The sequence below is a fragment of the Bacillus sp. FJAT-42376 genome, assembly GCF_003816055.1.
Classification (GTDB): Bacteria; Bacillota; Bacilli; order Bacillales; family Bacillaceae; genus Metabacillus_B.
The window spans coordinates 4079071-4095224 of record NZ_CP033906.1 but is presented as its reverse complement, the minus strand read 5'-3'; the positions used below and the strand labels follow the sequence as shown (position 1 = coordinate 4095224).

The window sequence follows — 16154 nt, the reverse complement described above, 5'->3', positions numbered from 1 at the left end:
ACCGGGAAATCCTACCGGTAAAAGGGGCTTGTTTGTTTGTATAGGCAATCCGCATTTACTATCTTACAAGGAGTTAACGCATGGAAAAACGTAACTATCTTTATGAATACTTGATGTATTTCTGGAAAAAGAAATGGCTCATTGTTGGAATTCCGGTTGTGGCTGCGATTCTTGCTTACGGTTTATCTGCAGTGATGAGCAAGGGATATGAGGGTAAGGCGAATTTTTATACCGCCAAAATAAAGGATGACTATCTGACAGATCCTGATGTTATGGAAGCTGTTTATCAGAAGAAATACGGGAACAAACTGAAGATTGAAGTTTTAGGGCAATCAAAAGTGGAATTCTCGGTTAAAGGCAAAGATGAAGATGCGGTTGATAAGATCCTTAATCAATCATCTGATGAGTATTTTTCAGCTTTAAAAAGTAAGTATAATGAAGTTGTGGAAATAACTGAGCAAAAAAAGGCGAATTACGAGGGTCGGCTGAAATCTGCCGAGAAATCTCACGGAGTTATGTCTGACAAGCTTCAAACTGATTTTGATAATTTGAATGGCGAAGATTTTGCTGTTTTATCGGACGCTGTTTCAACAGAAGATAAACTAATCTCAACCTATGAGGATTCAATAGAAGGCAATAAAATTGATCTTTTGAATTACGTAGAACCGCTGATGCTCAGCAAAGATGTCTCAAAACAAGACAACCATGCAAAAGCCAACACAATCGTCGCCTTTATCTTAGGCTTGTTCCTGACGCTGTTTGGCCTGATGCTGGCGAAGTACTTACATGATGCAAGGAGAGCTGAACTTCATGGTTAATTTTGCAGTAGTAGGAATGGGATTCATTGCGAAAAAACACATCCAGGCGATTGAGGATGCAGCCGGGGCTAACCTGATTGCGGTTTGCGATACAAACCCAGATCGTCTTAAAGAATACGAAGGCAAGGTTAATACTTACACCGATCTTGAGCAAATGCTGAAGGAGCAGGAAGGCCTGGATGTTGTTAACATCTGTACGCCATCCGGGCTTCATGAACCTCTTGCGTCTCTTGTCGCTTCATACGGCAAGCACATTGTTGTGGAAAAGCCAATGGCTCTTAAAGATGATGACAGTGAGAAAATCATGGAAGCGGCTGCGAAAAACGGTGTGAAGCTTTCCGTTGTCCACCCGAACCGTTTCCGCCCGGCCATCCGCAAGCTCCGCGAGCAGATGGATGCAGGCAAGTTCGGCAAATTCAGCCATGCGAATGCGACCGTAAGATGGAACCGCGGTCAGGAGTACTATGACCAGGCTCCGTGGCGCGGAACGAAGAAATTTGACGGCGGCGTTCTGATGAACCAGGCCATTCACAATCTTGATTTGCTTCTATGGTTTATGGGACCTGTGAAAAGTGTACAGGCTATGGCCGCTACGCGTTTCCGCAAGATTGAAACAGAAGACCTTGCTGTGAGCGTGGTAGAGTTTGAGTCAGGGGCACTTGGTGTTATTGAAGCCGCTACAACGATTTATCCGAAGAACCTGGAAGAATCACTGGCGATATTTGGAGAGACGGGAAGCGCCAAAATTAGCGGACGCAATGCGAACTTTATTGAGACGTGGGATTTTGAAGGGGAAACAGATGAAGACCGTGAAGCCGCGATGAAAGAAATCGAAGCGGATCCGTTCGGCAAGCCTGGCCATCAGTGGATCATTGAAGACATGGCGGCGGCCGTGAAAGAAGACCGTGAACCGATTGTCACCGGACATGACGGATTTGCACCAATTCAATTAATCAACGCGATTCTTGAATCGGCTGAAACCGGCAAAAAAGTATACCTTTCAAAACCAGCAGTAACGAACTAAGAGTGAGATATTCTAAGGAGATGAACGATTATGGGAGCTCATATTGATGAGTTGCTTTCTAAGATAGAATCAAAAAATGCAACGATTGGTGTCGTTGGATTAGGTTATGTAGGACTTCCGCTTGCGGTTGAAAAAGCGAAAGCCGGCTACAAAGTTATCGGCTTCGATGTACAGCAATCCCGCGTTGATATGGTAAACGACGGCAACAACTACATCGGCGACGTTGTAAACGAAGATCTGAAAGAAATTATTGCAAACGGCCTTCTTGAAGCGACAACTGACTACTCAAGAATCCAGGATGTAGATGCAGTGGCAATCTGTGTACCAACGCCGCTTGACCACCATCAGCAGCCGGACACATCGTATGTAGAAAGCTCTTCAAACGCGATTGCAAACTTTGCCCATAAAGGAATGCTAGTTGTCCTTGAATCAACGACCTACCCTGGAACAACAGAAGAAATCGTTGTCCCTGCCTTTGAAAAGAAAGGCTATGTGATCGGAGAAGATATTTTCGTAGCGTACTCTCCTGAGCGTGTGGATCCGGGCAATAAAGAATTCAAAACGAAAAACACGCCTAAAGTTGTTGGCGGTATTACAGCAAACTGTACGAAAGTGGCTTCTTCTCTTTACCGCCACGTACTTGAAGGGGAAGTATTCGAGGTTTCCAGTCCGGCAGTAGCTGAAATGGAAAAAATCTTTGAAAACACGTTCCGCCACATCAATATCGCTCTTGCGAATGAAATGGCGATCCTATGCGAGCGTATGGGCATTGATGTATGGGAAGTCATTGATGCAGCGAAAACAAAGCCTTACGGATTTATGGCATTCTATCCGGGCCCGGGCCTTGGCGGACACTGTATTCCAATCGATCCATTCTACCTGACTTGGAAAGCGCGTGAATACAATTACCACACTCGTCTAATCGAGCTTGCCGGTGAAATCAATAACGCGATGCCTGAACACGTTGTAGAGCGCAGCATGCGTCTATTGAACAAGGATGGAAAAGCGCTTCGCGGAGCAAAAGTAACCGTTCTTGGTGTGGCATACAAAAAAGATATCGATGATGTTCGTGAATCTCCTGTTCTTCACATCCTGAACTCTTTATATGAAGAGGGTGCTGATGTAAGAGTCGTGGATCCATTCGTTACTTCTTTCAAGCTTCGCGGCGAAAAAGTAGAAACGGTTCCAATGACAGAAGGGTTGCTTGAAGAATCGGATCTTGTCCTTCTGACAACGGATCACAGCACATTTGATTATGAAATGATCGGAAAACACAGCCGTTCCCTATTTGACACGCGCAATGCGATGAAACATGTAGAGAACAAGCCTGCTAACTATACAAAACTGTAAGAGGGAGCGTTGTTCGATGAATGTAATCAGCAACTCGGTGAAATTGGATGATTCCGTTGTACTTGGCCACTTTAATGTGATTGAGGAAGGCGTTCTGATTGGGAAGAATGTTTCCATTGGAAACCACGTGACCATTTACGCGGGAACGGTTGTTGGAGACGGCGTACGCATTGCGGATGGAGCCGTAATCGGCAAGCAGCCGACTCCGGGGAAAACAAGCACAGTCAAACTGACAAGCGCAATGGCTCCGCTTGAACTGGGCGACAATGTGACGATTGGAAGCAACGCGGTTCTTTACGCGGGTGCGAAAATCGGCCATTCCACGCTCGTTGCGGATCTTGCAAGTGTTCGTGAAAATGTAGAAATCGGAGACGAATGCATCGTCGGCCGCGGCGTAACGGTAGAAAACCACGTCAAAATCGGCCGCCGTGTAAAAATCCAATCGAACTCATACATTACTGCTTATACAGAGCTTGAAGATTTTGTTTTCATCGCACCATGTGTCACCACAACGAATGATAACTTCATGGGACGCACAGAAGAGCGCTTTGACAAAATCAAAGGCGCTACCGTTAAAAAAGGAGCCCGCGTAGGCGGTGCCTCCATCATCCTGCCAGGCATTACAGTCGCAGAAGAAACCTTCGTCGCAGCCGGCGCTCTAGTCACAAAAGACACAGAAGCCGAAACCGTTGTCAAAGGCCTCCCTGCAAAATTCCTCAGACCGGTAGATAAGAGGGAGCTGCTGTAACTTGCTAAAGCAACTCAAGCGTTTTGGAGGGGATGCCCTCCTTTATGCTTTAATGAATGTTGGGACGAAACTGGTAGCGTTTTTAATGATTTCTGTTTACACCCACTATCTTGACCCTGCTGAATATGGGGTGTTTGAAAATATTGATGCTGTAACCAATTTAATGACATTCTTGGTTATATTCGGAACAGATTCTGCTCTTGCTTTTTACTTTTTTGAAAAAAAACATGAGAGCAGGAAAATGGATTATGTAAGAAATGTTCTCTTATTCCGTTTTGGTGTTGCATTTATCTTATATTTGCTGTCTGTCGTTCTAGATTCGCAGGTATCTATGATAGTCGCACAAGCACCGGGATATGAAAAAACGGTGCAGCTCGCTTTTATTGTTCTTTTATTGGAATCAATGATCACTTTAGTATTGACCTATTTTAGATTCGAGTTTTTAACCTGGCGGGTTGTCATTTCTACTGTGGCACGTTTGGGTATGGTTGCGCTATTCTCTTATTTGTTCCTCAAATATTGGGAACAGGACGTAGATATGATTATGTTCGGGAGAATAGCAGCGGCAAGCATCATAATTGTATTCTTGCTCCCGCACTTTAAAAATCTTGTCACGTTTAGATTTGATAAGGAGTTAATGAAGGAGATCTTGATTTATGCAGCTCCTTTAGTACCGGCTTCTTTATCCTTTTGGCTAATTTCAGCGTCTAACAAGCTTATTTTGACTGGATTTGACGGTCCAGATGCTGCTGGTCTCTTTGGAACCGCAGTAAAGTTTGCAACGGTTATCACCTTATTGACTACAGGAGTCCAAATGGCTTGGAGGCCATACTCAATGTCAATTAAGGATAAACCGGATGCAAAGAAAATTTTTGGAAGTGTATATATCATTATCTTTGCCATCGGAATGTTTGGCTTGATGGGAATTGCCACGTTTATTCCTGCCATTTTTAGATGGATGATTTCAAATACAGAATTCCATCCGGCAAGTGTTTATGTACCGCTGTTAAGTTTAGGATCATTCCTTAACTTTTATTACTTAATTATCTCTGTAGGTCTTTTTATAAAAAAAGAAACGAAACCAATTTCTATTCAATTTGGTATAGCCGCTTTTATAAGCTTAATACTAAATGTAGTGCTAATTCCAATAATGGGATTATGGGGTGCAGCATTAGCCATTACGTTATCATACGGCTATGCAACGGTTGCCATCTTCATCAGAAGCCAAAAGACCTACCACGTACCAACACCGGTAGGCAAACTGATTTTCATGTTCATCACAAGCCTCCTTTCCATCGCAGCGATTCAATACATATTGGATTTCTCAGACTTAAGCGTATGGCTTGTACTTGTGCCTTGGGCATTTTTCTTGCTTACAAACGGCGGAGTATTACTGACTCTGCGTAAAAGAGGAAGAACGGAGGAAGCAGCTTGAAGGTTGTAACTATTATCGGGGCAAGGCCTCAATTTATTAAAGCAGCTCCTGTATCCAGAGAGCTTCGCAAATCCTTTGACGAAATCATTGTCCATACAGGACAGCATTACGATAAAAACATGTCTGACATCTTTTTCGATGAGCTGGATATTCCGAAGCCGGATTATCACTTAAACGTCGGTTCTAGCTCTCACGGAAAACAGACAGGCGAAATGCTTGCGAAAATTGAAGAAGTACTGGTAAAGGAAGAGCCGAATTACGTTCTTGTTTACGGTGATACGAATTCAACATTAGCAGGCGCGCTTGCTGCTTCCAAAATGCATATCCCTGTGATCCACATTGAAGCGGGCCTTCGCTCTTTCAACAAAAAAATGCCGGAGGAAGTAAACCGCATCATGACGGATCATGTATCCGAGTACCTGTTCTGCCCGACCGATACAGCGATTCAGAACCTGAAAAACGAGAATGTTACACATAACGTGTTCAATGTTGGCGATGTTATGTATGACGCTGTTATGTACAATCAGAAGCTTGCGGCTGATTCCAAGATTCTTGAGCAGCACAGCCTGGAGAGCAAAGGCTATCATCTTGTGACTCTGCACCGCGCAGAAAACACAGACTTCCCGGAAAAAATGCAAAACATCTTGGATGCGTTCAAGCAGATTGACAAAACCCTGGTATGGCCAATTCACCCTCGTACGAAGCATAAGCTTGAAGGTTATGGCATCAAGCTAGAAGATGTTCCTAACCTTAAAGTCATTGAGCCGGTTGGGTATCTGGATATGCTCCGTCTTGAGAGTGAAGCGGAAAAAATCCTGACTGATTCAGGCGGCGTGCAGAAGGAAGCCTACTTCCTGCAAATCCCTTGTGTGACACTTAGAGAAGAAACAGAGTGGATTGAAACGGTTCAGAACAAAGGAAACATTCTGGTCGGCTCTGATACCGCGAAAATTCTTGAAGCTGTCAGAAGCGAGTATACTTCCGCTTATGAGCCTGCATTCGGCGACGGAGACAGTGCGAAGCATTTGGTTGACCACCTGAAAAAGTAATGTAGAGCGGGCATCGTGTTTGCCCGCTTATCTTTTAAACAAAGGAGTTACGGCCGTATTATGGTTTATATCCTGATTTGGGCTGCGGTACTGGTTCTGTCCTTTATTCTTTTCAGAAAAGTATCAGGCTCCATGTCGCTGCTCACCCCAAACTTACTATCCATTACGTATTATTATTCCCTGCTGGCCTCCACCTTTATTGGCTCTTTGCTCGTAGTACTCAAAATTGACGAGCATTACATGATTGACCGCTTATCGGATGACCTGTTCCGGTACATGGGCTTTTTCTTTATCTGTTTTATTATGATTGTGATGCCGCTCACCATGTTCCTGCTGAGCAGGCTTGCGGGCTTTAATGCACAAAAAGAATTTACAAGCTACATCAATGCGCCTGTCTATCGGGAGGAAAACGGCAATCAAATGTTTTATCTATATACCTTTTTCACAATCCTCTCGATGGGTGCAATCGGGTACACAATCTTAAAAATTGATGCGATTCCGATTCTGGAGCTTTTAAAAGGCTCTGATAATCTAAGTCAGCTGCGGATCTCAGCTTCTCACGGTTTTGGCGGAAGCACGATCATCAGGAATATTTTCGGTGTTGCCCTTGCTCCGATTCTTTCCATGATTACCTTTATCTACTTTTATCAGCGTAAAGAGCTCCGCTGGTTTATCCTGTTTGCTTTAACAACAGGCGGGGCGCTGTTCATGGCAGTTTATGATCTGTCAAAGGCACCGATTTTCTTTTATATCATCATGGTATTGTTGCTGTTGATTTACTTGAAAATCATCAGGCTTACATGGTTCCGATTAGCGGTGCTCGGCGGCCTCGGGGCTGTTCTCCTGGTTGTTATGTACGTTTTCATCCAGGGAGTGACCGATCCAGCGAGCTTCCTATCCTATAACAGAGGTCCAATCGGACGGGTTCTGCTTTCCCAGGTTGCTCCATTTTATTTGCATCTTGATCTGTTTACAGACCGGATTGATCTTCTAAATGGACGGAGCCTGCCATCCTCACTTATCGGACTGTATGATATGCATCAGGTCCGTTCCGCGGCACTTGCCATGGATGTTTATTATCCGCAGCGGGTAGAAGAGGGAACAGCAGGGGTTTTGAATACACTGTTTGCGGCAGAGGCGTATGCGAACTTTGGGTATGCAGGAATTGTTCTAGGAACCATTTATGTCGGGTTTGTGATCCAGCTCGTGTATATGGTCTTTATCCGACTTCCGAAAAATCCGCTGTTCTTGGCCTTGTTTATCTTCTTCACCGTCAACATTCCGCGGGTCGTTATCGGTGGATTTGCCGACTTCCTGCTGAATACGCTATGGGTGTCTGTATTGATCATTCTTCTGACACCGTACATTTTGCTCAATCTATACCGGATGTTCAAAAAACGCCGAAAAGGCGGGTTAAATGAGCAGCCATCCTAAATGAGAGGGGCTTCCATATGGAGGCCCCTTTACATAATTTTAACAATAGTTTGTCTAGTTCTTTCGTACCGTCCACCTTATAATAGAGGTATCTTACTTCATTTAAAGGACGGAATCTGATGAAAAAGCAATGGCTCCTCACTGTATGGATGATCCTCTCCATCGCCCTAATGGCAGCATGCCAAGACCCTGAAGCAAACGCTAAAGAAATGACGGCCGCAGCAAATACCGTAAAGCAGGTATACAAAGATGCCAAAGGCGAAGATATGGAAAAGTTTTACGAGCATTTCAGCAAATCAGGCATCAGCAAAGAAGATCTGCAGCTCAGCAAAATCATGTTCTCCGATAAAGTGGATCAAGTCGGCGGAATCGAAAAATTGACGTTTACGCCAATTCAAAAGGATGAACTCAAAGCAGACGCTGCCAAGATGCTGAAGGATGAATACAAAGAAGATTGGACTGTCGTCCTAGAAGAATCAAAAATTGGCGGAACCTACTTTTGGATTCTTCAAAAGCACGGTGACCGGTACTATGTAATCAACGGAGATGAGTCTCCGAAAGAGGATATTTTGAAATAGGTGTGAAGGGCCCCCTTGCGTTGAGCGGGGGTTTTTTTGTTTGGGGAGGATTAGCAGGGGGAAGCGTGGTAGCATTGCACTGACCCTCAACACGGTAGCGCAGCGGAGGATAGAGGAAAAATCACCAGAAGTGCTGAGGGGCAAGGGCTGACGAGCAGGGGGGACGGAGGTTTAGTTCGGTAGAGAAACGGGGGTCAGTGCATTGCACTGTGCACTGCGCCCTGTCAAGTTTACAGGGTCGTTTCTTTTAATTTGCTGCGCTCTTAGAAAACTCTTTCGGTGATTGATAGCCTAATTTCTTCTGGTATCTCCGCTGATTATAAAAATCCATGTACTCATCTGTTGTTTCCACCAATTGTTGCAGTGTACGCGGGCGATCCAGCCAAAGACCTTCTGTCTTGTAATGACTAAAGAATGACTCGATTGGTGCGTTGTCCCAACAGTTCCCTCTTCTAGACATGCTTCGTACGATTTGGTACCCTATAAGTGTGTTTTTGTATTTGTGAGACGTGAATTGGTGTCCCTGGTCGCTATGCAGGGTGGCACATTTCAGGTCTCTTTTTTTATGGGCTTTTTTAAGGGTATCCAAAACCAGGTCTGTATCATTTTTATCGCTCAAATGGTAGGCGATAATTTCATTGTTGAATAAATCAATGATGGCACAAAGATAGTATCGCTTACTCCCTGCATAGACGTACGTGATATCAATGCATAGTTTATCATTCGGGTAATCGGCCTTAAAATTGCGCTTCAAGAGATTAGGGGCAAAGTGGCTTTCTTGATCGTAATGTCTAATTTTCTTGCGTCTCTGACGCGCATGCAGCCCCATCTTATTTAATAACCTTCTTACGCGTTTGTGATTCACAAACAGATCATGATACTTTCTCAAATAAGTGGTCAATTGCCGGTATCCTTGTCGTCCCTTTTCCTCAAAATACTGCTCCCTGAGAAGGATGGCCATTTCCTGGTTTCTCTTCTCCTCCTTGGTTAGAGGCCGTGAGAGCCTCTTTTTCCACTTGTAGTAGCCGTATCTCGAAACGCCAGCTATAAGACATAGTTTGTAGATACTATAGTCCTTCACCAAATGATGAATGATTTCAAAACGCTCTGATTTGGTTATCTTCCCTCCTTTCTCAAGGCTAATAACTTTTTTAAATAAGCATTCTCCGCATCTGAAAAAGCTTTCTCTTCCATCAGCGTCCTTGGTTTTGGCCACCCGGATGGCAAACACCTTTTCGACTTCTGCCCCTGGTCCTTTTCCGGTTTTGTCTCTTCTTTCACCTGATCCTTTTTAATCCACCGTCTTACCGTTTCGTCAGAAGGAATATCAAATTCCCTAGCCACACTCAAATAGCCCAGTTCTGCATGATCATGATAAAACTTTACTACTCTCTTTTTGAATTCTGCTGAGTACTTTTTCATCCTCATCTCCTCCTTTGATTGTAGACACTAACATGTCTAAGGAGACCCTGTAAACTATATTGGGAGCATAGCACTGACCCCCAACATGGCAACGCAGCGGGGGATTGAGAAAGACTCGCCAGAAGTGCTGAGGGGCAAGGGCTGACAAGCAGGGGGGACGGAGGTTTAGTTCGGTAAAGGAGCGGGGGTCAGTGCAAACTTAATAAACCCTCTCCTCACAAGATCAAAGGGGAAGGAGGAAAGAAGCTTTGAAGGTATAAAAACGGTGGGGTATCTTTATTGGCAGCAAAGAATGGGACGGGCACCGTACCTGAACTAGTCTCCGCCTTTAATAAGAAAGAAACAAAAAAACAGCCCCCAAAAAAAGGGCTGTTCCACTATATCCAATCTATTTCCCCACAACCGTCCCCGGGAAGTAATGCTGGACAATCGCTTCGGCTTTGTAGCCATTTTTCGCATAGCCGTTGGCACCGTATTGACTCATTCCGATACGGTGGCCCCAGCCTTTGCCGTTGACCTGGATGGTTGCCGGGTCTGCTTCCTGCATGACAGGGCCGGATGCGGTTTGAATGGTGACCTGACTGTCCTGGATGGTTGTTTGCTTTCCGTCAGCTCCCATTACGCTGCTGCCTGTAACGGCGAATTGCTTCTGGCTTGCTGTACCGGGACCTTTTACCGTAAAGGACTGAACCGGATTCAGTGTAAACCAGTTCGAGCGAAGCTGGTTGTAATACTGCTTCACTGGAAAAAGGGAGCGGATGTCTCCTTCATCTCCGGTGATCGTTTTCACACCGGCAGAGGTTGTAACCGTGACGCTGCCGATTTCTCCGTTTTGTCCAGTCGGATTCGCTTTTATGTCATATAAAACTGTTGTATTCGGATCAAATCCGAACGTTCCTAATAGGACAGCGGAGCGGAATGTGTCGGTCCAGCTGCTGTGCGGAGAGCTTTCATACGCATCCTCTACACTTTTTAAATAAGGGAAGGTGACGGGACTTGATCCCCATACATCCCAGGCATTTGCCGTTTTCCCGCCGCTTGTAGAGTAAAAGAAGGCTTGAACGGGCTTCCCGTTATGCTTGACCATCACACCCTCGGTGGCTGCGACGGCGGCATTGGACCGGCTGTCTTCTTTTGAATATCCGTTATACACCTGGCTTTTCGCTGTGTTGGATAGCCCCATGCTATTGACGGCAAAGCTTCTCGCTACAATGGCCTGCGCTTTCAGGGCTTCGGGGTGCCAGCTTGCCGGCATTTCATTCGGTACGACGCCTTTTAGATAATCCTCTAAGCCAAGTACATTATATAGGGCTGCGCTGCTGCCGTCTGCTTTTGCTTCAAAGCTTCCCCGGTATTGAAGGGAATTGTATTTGAATAAGGACAATCCAGACGGAGCCGATTCTGCAATGGACGATTTAGAGGAAACCCAGCCTCTCGTTCCGCTGGAGAGCTGAACATTGTACCAGACCACACCGGAACTGGTGGTTTCGGTGATATATTCAGCGGCTTCTATTTTTTTCATCGTCCGGATGGATTCTGAACTGTCCACGGCGCTTTTTCTGACTTCTGTAGGGCTCGTGAATCTCACAATCTTGGCAGGCGGGCTCGCAATCTCTGAAACTTTGAAGCCGGCACCTGCCGAATACGAGTCTGTTCCGGCGGTCAGTTTTGCTGTGCCATTATACGCTGTAAGGGTTACGGAAACCGAAGGCACGAGCAGTGTTTTCTCTCTGGACGTCATGTTTTCAATTTCGAAGAGTCCGTTAAGCTGGACTTGAAGTGATGGCGCTTTTCTTAGCTGCACTTTTGTCTCGCTCGCATAGGTTTGTTTCTCATAAGCGTGTCCGACCGGACTGAATCCGAAGAGGAGGGCTGCTGACAGCAGCGCCCCTCCAACTAGTTTTTTCTTATTCATGGCGTTATTTCACCTCGCCAAATTGCTGCTTGACCCATCCTTTAGCACCATTTGAAAGCTGGACATTGATCCAGACTTCTTTTGTGGAGCTGTTTTTGAAGGCATTCAGGAACTTGAGAGTTTGGCCGGCAGATACGGTGGCGACTCTTTTGTATCCTGTTTCCGCTGCTCCGCTGTATACGGTCCCGGAGGATTTTACAATAAAGGAAGCTGGCTTTTGAACAGCAGTACTGCTTACTTCTGAAGCTGGAATCCATCCGGTTTTGCCGGTGCTATATTCCACTTTGTAATACTTGCCGTCCTCAGAAGTGATTTCCTGAGAGACGTTCAGAATCTGTGAAACTGGAACACTGGCAAGTACTCTGTAATGCTCCATAGCGCCGGAGTGAATGTCTGCAATGACCGTTTTAACATACACCTTTGAAGGCAAGGCAGGATTCGTATTCATTTGCTTCAGCGTTTGTACTTCTCTTTCAAGGTTTGCGATCCGATTGTTAACCGGAGTCAGCTGGGACGTGACCCATTCAACGCTTGCCAGGACAAGATTGCTGCTTGCCTGAGATGTGGCAAGCGGGGTGAAAATACTGCCTGCCAATATTCCTGCTCCAAAAACTAAGGCGATTTTTGTTTTTTTCATCGGAATTAGTTGCCTCCATTAAAATAGTCTTCAATACCGTTGTAAATTCCCTGTGCAGCTTTTCTTCTGACAGCATCTGATCTCAGCATCGTTTCTTCGTTAGGATTAGAGATAAAAGCAAGCTCCACTAAAGCACTCGGCAGTTGGTTTTCTCTAATAACAACAAAGCCCGCTTCTTTAATTCCGCGGCTGGTGGTATTGATTTGTTCGACCAATTCGCGCTGTATATTGGATGATAGTGTTCTGCTTTTTTGGTCATTTGGATTGGTCGTCACATTAAAATAGGTTTCCGTTCCTTTTGCACTCCGGTTTGCGTTCGCATTGGCGTGAACGCTGATGAAAATATCGGCATCTGAATTATTAGAAATCGCTGCACGAGTATCTAATTCCGGTTTAATATCCGTTGTTCTAGTGTAGATGACCTTGGCGCCATTCTCTTTCAGGATATCGCCCAAATACCTTGTGACAGCAAACGTAACATCCTTTTCATAAAGCCTGGTAGGACCGACTGCTCCAGAGTCGCTTCCGCCGTGTCCTGCATCAAGAACAATAGTTTTTCCGGCAACCCCGACTTCATGGATCAGAAGCTGAAAGCGGTCTTTTTTATCATGAACGGTAATGGAATAGCCAGGTTCTGGTGTTACTTTGATTGCCCCATCAATCTGAGTGATGGTTACGCCTTGCACTTCAACATCAGGAATCTTTAGCGCAAGTCCTTTTGTGCTGATGTAAGCAGTGCGGTCGGAAAGGAAATCGAAATTGACTTTCGCTGTTTTTGATTTTATCCAGGAAAGCTCTGTGCTGCTGCCCATTTGTGTGACTTGAGGAACAAGCAGGTTTGCAGGCGGGGTGGCAGCGGTGCTTGCTGCCGGGATCCAGCCGCGCACGCCTGTTGACGTTTCAACATTGTACCAGCCGTTCAGCTCACGAAGAAAAACGAGCGAATCTCCTGTTTGGACTGAAGCAACAATTCTTGCATCAGATGCAGCGGACCGGCGGATGCTGTCCGCACTTTTTCCGTAAACGAATGGACGGTCGCTGAGAGATTGATAGACTTCCCATTGAGGGATCCAGCCTTTTCTGCCGCTTGCGGTTTGGATATTAACCCATTTTTCTCCATCTTTGTTTATAAATTGAGATAGAAGGGTAACTTTACTTCCATATGAAGGTTTTTCAACAACAGTATATCTGAATTCTGCGCCTTTCCTTAACTCGGATTTGTATGTACCGATATACATGCTTGTATTAAGATACACGGCTTTTTCGGTTAAAAGGGAAGCGGAAACCCATCCGAAGGTGCTTCCGATCTGGACTCTGTACCATTTTTCATTGGCTTTATTGGTGAATTGGTCGACTACCTTTACAGCTGTACCCTTTGTGAGTGTACTGAGCTTTTTATAGTCGGTTGACGCACCAGAGCGGACATTGGCTTCGGCCGCCTGTACATAAAAGGTGCCGTTAATGGTCTGAGATGTGGAGGTATGTGCGCTGTTTACCCAGCCATATTTTCCGGTCTGATATTCAACCTGGTACCATTTTTCATTTTGTTTATTTGTAAATTCACTCTTAATCTCAAATTCTTCATTCATCGGAGCCTCGTAAACTTTTCGTTCAGCAGAATCGGCGGACCGGTGAATATTTGTTGGATTTAATTTGGCATATACGGTTTTTAGGATGGCAGAGGGCTTGGCCTGGTAGGAGTAAGTCAGTGTTTCTGCATTGGTCCAGCCTTTAGTGCCGTTAGAAAGCTCTATTCCGTAATAAGGTTCGGAAGCTGAGTTAATAATGAAATCCGTAATTTTGATTGAATCATTTTCTTTTAAGGTTTGCAGCAGTCTGTAATTGGATGCAGCACCGCTTCGGACTTCCTGATTTTTGCCCGTATTGTAGGCAGTGAATGATTCCGGCTTAAACATAATTTGATCGGAATGGATCCAGCCAGACCAGTCAGCGGTTTTTACTTGGTACCAGATTTCCTGCTCTCTATTGACAAAGCTGCTTGAAATTTCAACCATCGTATTTTTCCCTGGCTCGGCAGACACGGTGGATGTGGTTTCTGCGCTGCGGTGAACCGCTGCTTCGTCAGTTGCAATAAATCCGTAAGGTACAGGCTTTTCGAGTTCTTTAACCTGTGATTCCATTACCCAGCCTGTTGTTCCTTCATAGTTGATTTGAAGCCATGTTTCGTTGGATTTGTTTGTGAATTCATTTAACACAGCAACAGATTCATTTGAAGAAATAGTCTTGGTGATTTTGTAATCCTTTTCCGCACCCCGATGAATGCTGGTGCTTCCAGAAACCGTTACTCCTGTATAAGGATATTCAGCGGCAGATGCTTGCCCTGGCTGAATAGGCCATGTAGCCAAAACGCTAAGACAGACGAACGAACTAACCAGTTTATTACGTTTGATTGGTATTCCCTCCCGTGAGTATTCTCCCAAAAAAATAACCTCTGAATTGGAATCAGAGGCTATTTTTGTCTTTATTTTAACAAAAAGGTCATAATGTGTCTGTATAATTTCGCACTTTTTTACAAAAAGTTAAAGTTTTTGTCTTTATTTGTTAGGAAATTTACCTTATAATTAATGTTTTTATTTTCAAATACAATATAGAAAAAACAAGAGAAAAAAGGACCTTTTAAGGTTGGGGTCAAAATAACTATTATTTTGCAAAAGAAAAGACCTCCTAATATAAGGAGGCCTGTGCGGCTAGTTTCCGCTAGTTGAATCTTCTTCAGCAAAGGGATTTTGATCCTGTTCATCCCGGATGCTGACGGTTTTATGCTCAAGGTGTTCCTGAAGCTCTGCTTTTACCAGATCCAGCTTTTCTTCGTCCGGTTTGTAATAATAGCCGCTTTCAAGATTTAAGTCTTCTCCTTCAATCTTCAGCTGGTCAATCTGGTCGGTCTTGAATCCGCTGTAGGATTGCTGGAAGCCCATCGCTTCAGATATTCGAAGATTGGTTTCGACATTTTCAGAAATGCGGTTGGCAATGTCATCGACTTTCCAGATGTTCTGCGGAGTCGTCGCTTTCTTAATAATGGCGGTAATGATTTCTTTTTGACGGTCGTTCCGGCCGAAGTCTCCGCGCGGATCGCGTTTTCTCATCCGGGCATAGGCAAGTGCCTCTTCTCCGTCAAGCGTTTGTTTGCCTTCTTTAAAATAAATTCTTTTGCCGGTCACATCACTTTTTTCATAAAAGTCAAATGGGACATCTACTTCTACACCGTCAAGCTCGTCTATGACCTTCTTGAACGCTTCAAAGTTTACGGTTGCATAGTAATCGATCGGGATATCAAGGAAGTTCTCGACCGTTTGAACGGTGAGTTCCTTGCCGCCATATGAATAAGCGTGGGTAATCTTCGTTTCGCCGTGTCCTTTTACTTTTACAAGTGTGTCCCGAGGGATGCTGAGCATTTTCATCGTTTTATCTTTCGGATTGAGCGTCATCACAATGAGTGTATCGCTCCGTCCGCCTTTGCCCCCGGTGGAATAATCCTCCACCCCCATAATTAATATGGATACAGGATCTTTTGCAAGTTCAACGGCTTGTTCGCGAAGCTCTGATTTATCGCCTCTTTCAAGACTTGAATACGATTTATCCGCGGCCTGCATCGCCGATACGACAACATAGGCCGTGTAGGCGCCTCCTGCAAGCAAAATCAGCAGCAGGAACAGGAGAATCCGTTTAAAAACCGACTTTTTCTTTTTTTTCTTCCGGACTACGCGTCTATACTCAGCCATA

At 44.9% G+C, this 16154-nt stretch carries 14 protein-coding genes; 8 read left to right on the top strand and 6 right to left on the bottom strand.

Annotated features, from left to right (window positions below; all coding sequences use genetic code 11):
* Nucleotides 1-80: 80 nt before the first annotated feature.
* The 8 genes from CEF21_RS20565 (at nt 81) to CEF21_RS20530 (ending at nt 8436) form a co-directional block, all read left to right on the top strand.
* Nucleotides 81-818, top strand: coding sequence for a hypothetical protein (locus CEF21_RS20565; RefSeq protein ID WP_123919638.1), 738 nt, complete (start codon nt 81-83; stop codon nt 816-818).
* Nucleotides 811-1842, top strand: coding sequence for a Gfo/Idh/MocA family protein (locus tag CEF21_RS20560; RefSeq protein WP_123919636.1), 1032 nt, complete (start codon nt 811-813; stop codon nt 1840-1842). The genes CEF21_RS20565 and CEF21_RS20560 overlap by 8 nt, the downstream gene beginning before the upstream one ends.
* A gap of 30 nt (nt 1843-1872) precedes the next feature.
* Nucleotides 1873-3192, top strand: coding sequence for a nucleotide sugar dehydrogenase (locus CEF21_RS20555; RefSeq protein ID WP_123919634.1), 1320 nt, complete (start codon nt 1873-1875; stop codon nt 3190-3192).
* A gap of 16 nt (nt 3193-3208) precedes the next feature.
* A complete protein-coding gene (locus CEF21_RS20550; RefSeq protein WP_123919632.1) occupies nt 3209-3940 on the top strand; it encodes an acyltransferase in 732 nt (243 codons plus the stop codon).
* A 1-nt stretch (nt 3941) separates the two neighbouring features.
* Nucleotides 3942-5375, top strand: a complete 1434-nt coding sequence (locus tag CEF21_RS20545) for a lipopolysaccharide biosynthesis protein (protein WP_123919630.1) — start codon at nt 3942-3944, stop codon at nt 5373-5375.
* Nucleotides 5372-6424, top strand: coding sequence for a non-hydrolyzing UDP-N-acetylglucosamine 2-epimerase (gene wecB / locus CEF21_RS20540; protein WP_123919628.1), 1053 nt, complete (start codon nt 5372-5374; stop codon nt 6422-6424). Before CEF21_RS20545 ends, wecB begins: the two co-directional genes overlap by 4 nt.
* A 60-nt stretch (nt 6425-6484) precedes the next feature.
* The gene (locus CEF21_RS20535) at nt 6485-7858 is read left to right on the top strand and encodes an O-antigen polymerase (protein ID WP_123919626.1); all 1374 of its coding nucleotides are present in this window, start codon (nt 6485-6487) and stop codon (nt 7856-7858) included.
* A gap of 119 nt (nt 7859-7977) precedes the next feature.
* Complete coding sequence (locus tag CEF21_RS20530) at nt 7978-8436, top strand: hypothetical protein (protein ID WP_123919624.1); 459 nt, start codon at nt 7978-7980, stop codon at nt 8434-8436.
* A gap of 247 nt (nt 8437-8683) precedes the next feature.
* Here the strand turns inward: CEF21_RS20530 and CEF21_RS20525 are convergent, their stop codons facing one another.
* The 6 genes from CEF21_RS20525 to CEF21_RS20500 all read right to left on the bottom strand — a co-directional run bounded on the left by CEF21_RS20525 (nt 8684) and on the right by CEF21_RS20500 (nt 16153).
* Complete coding sequence (locus tag CEF21_RS20525; RefSeq protein ID WP_164462264.1) at nt 8684-9652, bottom strand: IS3 family transposase; 969 nt, start codon at nt 9650-9652, stop codon at nt 8684-8686.
* Entirely contained in the window at nt 9553-9858 is a 306-nt protein-coding gene (locus tag CEF21_RS20520; RefSeq protein WP_164462263.1) for a transposase, read from the bottom strand. Before CEF21_RS20520 ends, CEF21_RS20525 begins: the two co-directional genes overlap by 100 nt.
* Nucleotides 9859-10246: 388 nt before the next feature.
* Nucleotides 10247-11773, bottom strand: a complete 1527-nt coding sequence (locus tag CEF21_RS20515) for a SpoIID/LytB domain-containing protein (protein ID WP_123919618.1) — start codon at nt 11771-11773, stop codon at nt 10247-10249.
* A 4-nt stretch (nt 11774-11777) separates the two neighbouring features.
* Nucleotides 11778-12410 carry an SH3 domain-containing protein gene (locus tag CEF21_RS20510; RefSeq protein WP_123919616.1) on the bottom strand — a complete coding sequence of 211 codons (633 nt, stop codon included), beginning with the start codon at nt 12408-12410 and terminating at the stop codon, nt 11778-11780.
* A gap of 5 nt (nt 12411-12415) precedes the next feature.
* Nucleotides 12416-14851, bottom strand: a complete 2436-nt coding sequence (locus CEF21_RS20505; RefSeq protein ID WP_123919614.1) for an N-acetylmuramoyl-L-alanine amidase — start codon at nt 14849-14851, stop codon at nt 12416-12418.
* Nucleotides 14852-15118: 267 nt separating this feature from the next.
* A complete protein-coding gene (locus tag CEF21_RS20500) occupies nt 15119-16153 on the bottom strand; it encodes an LCP family protein (protein WP_123919612.1) in 1035 nt (344 codons plus the stop codon).
* Nucleotide 16154: the final 1 nt, after the last annotated feature.

Coding starts and splice junctions, on each gene's coding strand:
- CEF21_RS20565 (WP_123919638.1), top strand. CDS start 81: ATGGAAAAACGTAACTATCTTTATGAATACTTGATGTATTTCTGGAAA.
- CEF21_RS20560 (WP_123919636.1), top strand. CDS start 811: ATGGTTAATTTTGCAGTAGTAGGAATGGGATTCATTGCGAAAAAACAC.
- CEF21_RS20500 (WP_123919612.1), bottom strand. CDS start 16,153: ATGGCTGAGTATAGACGCGTAGTCCGGAAGAAAAAAAAGAAAAAGTCG.
- CEF21_RS20535 (WP_123919626.1), top strand. CDS start 6,485: ATGGTTTATATCCTGATTTGGGCTGCGGTACTGGTTCTGTCCTTTATT.
- CEF21_RS20510 (WP_123919616.1), bottom strand. CDS start 12,410: ATGAAAAAAACAAAAATCGCCTTAGTTTTTGGAGCAGGAATATTGGCA.
- CEF21_RS20520 (WP_164462263.1), bottom strand. CDS start 9,858: ATGAAAAAGTACTCAGCAGAATTCAAAAAGAGAGTAGTAAAGTTTTAT.
- CEF21_RS20515 (WP_123919618.1), bottom strand. CDS start 11,773: ATGAATAAGAAAAAACTAGTTGGAGGGGCGCTGCTGTCAGCAGCCCTC.
- CEF21_RS20555 (WP_123919634.1), top strand. CDS start 1,873: ATGGGAGCTCATATTGATGAGTTGCTTTCTAAGATAGAATCAAAAAAT.
- CEF21_RS20530 (WP_123919624.1), top strand. CDS start 7,978: ATGAAAAAGCAATGGCTCCTCACTGTATGGATGATCCTCTCCATCGCC.
- CEF21_RS20550 (WP_123919632.1), top strand. CDS start 3,209: ATGAATGTAATCAGCAACTCGGTGAAATTGGATGATTCCGTTGTACTT.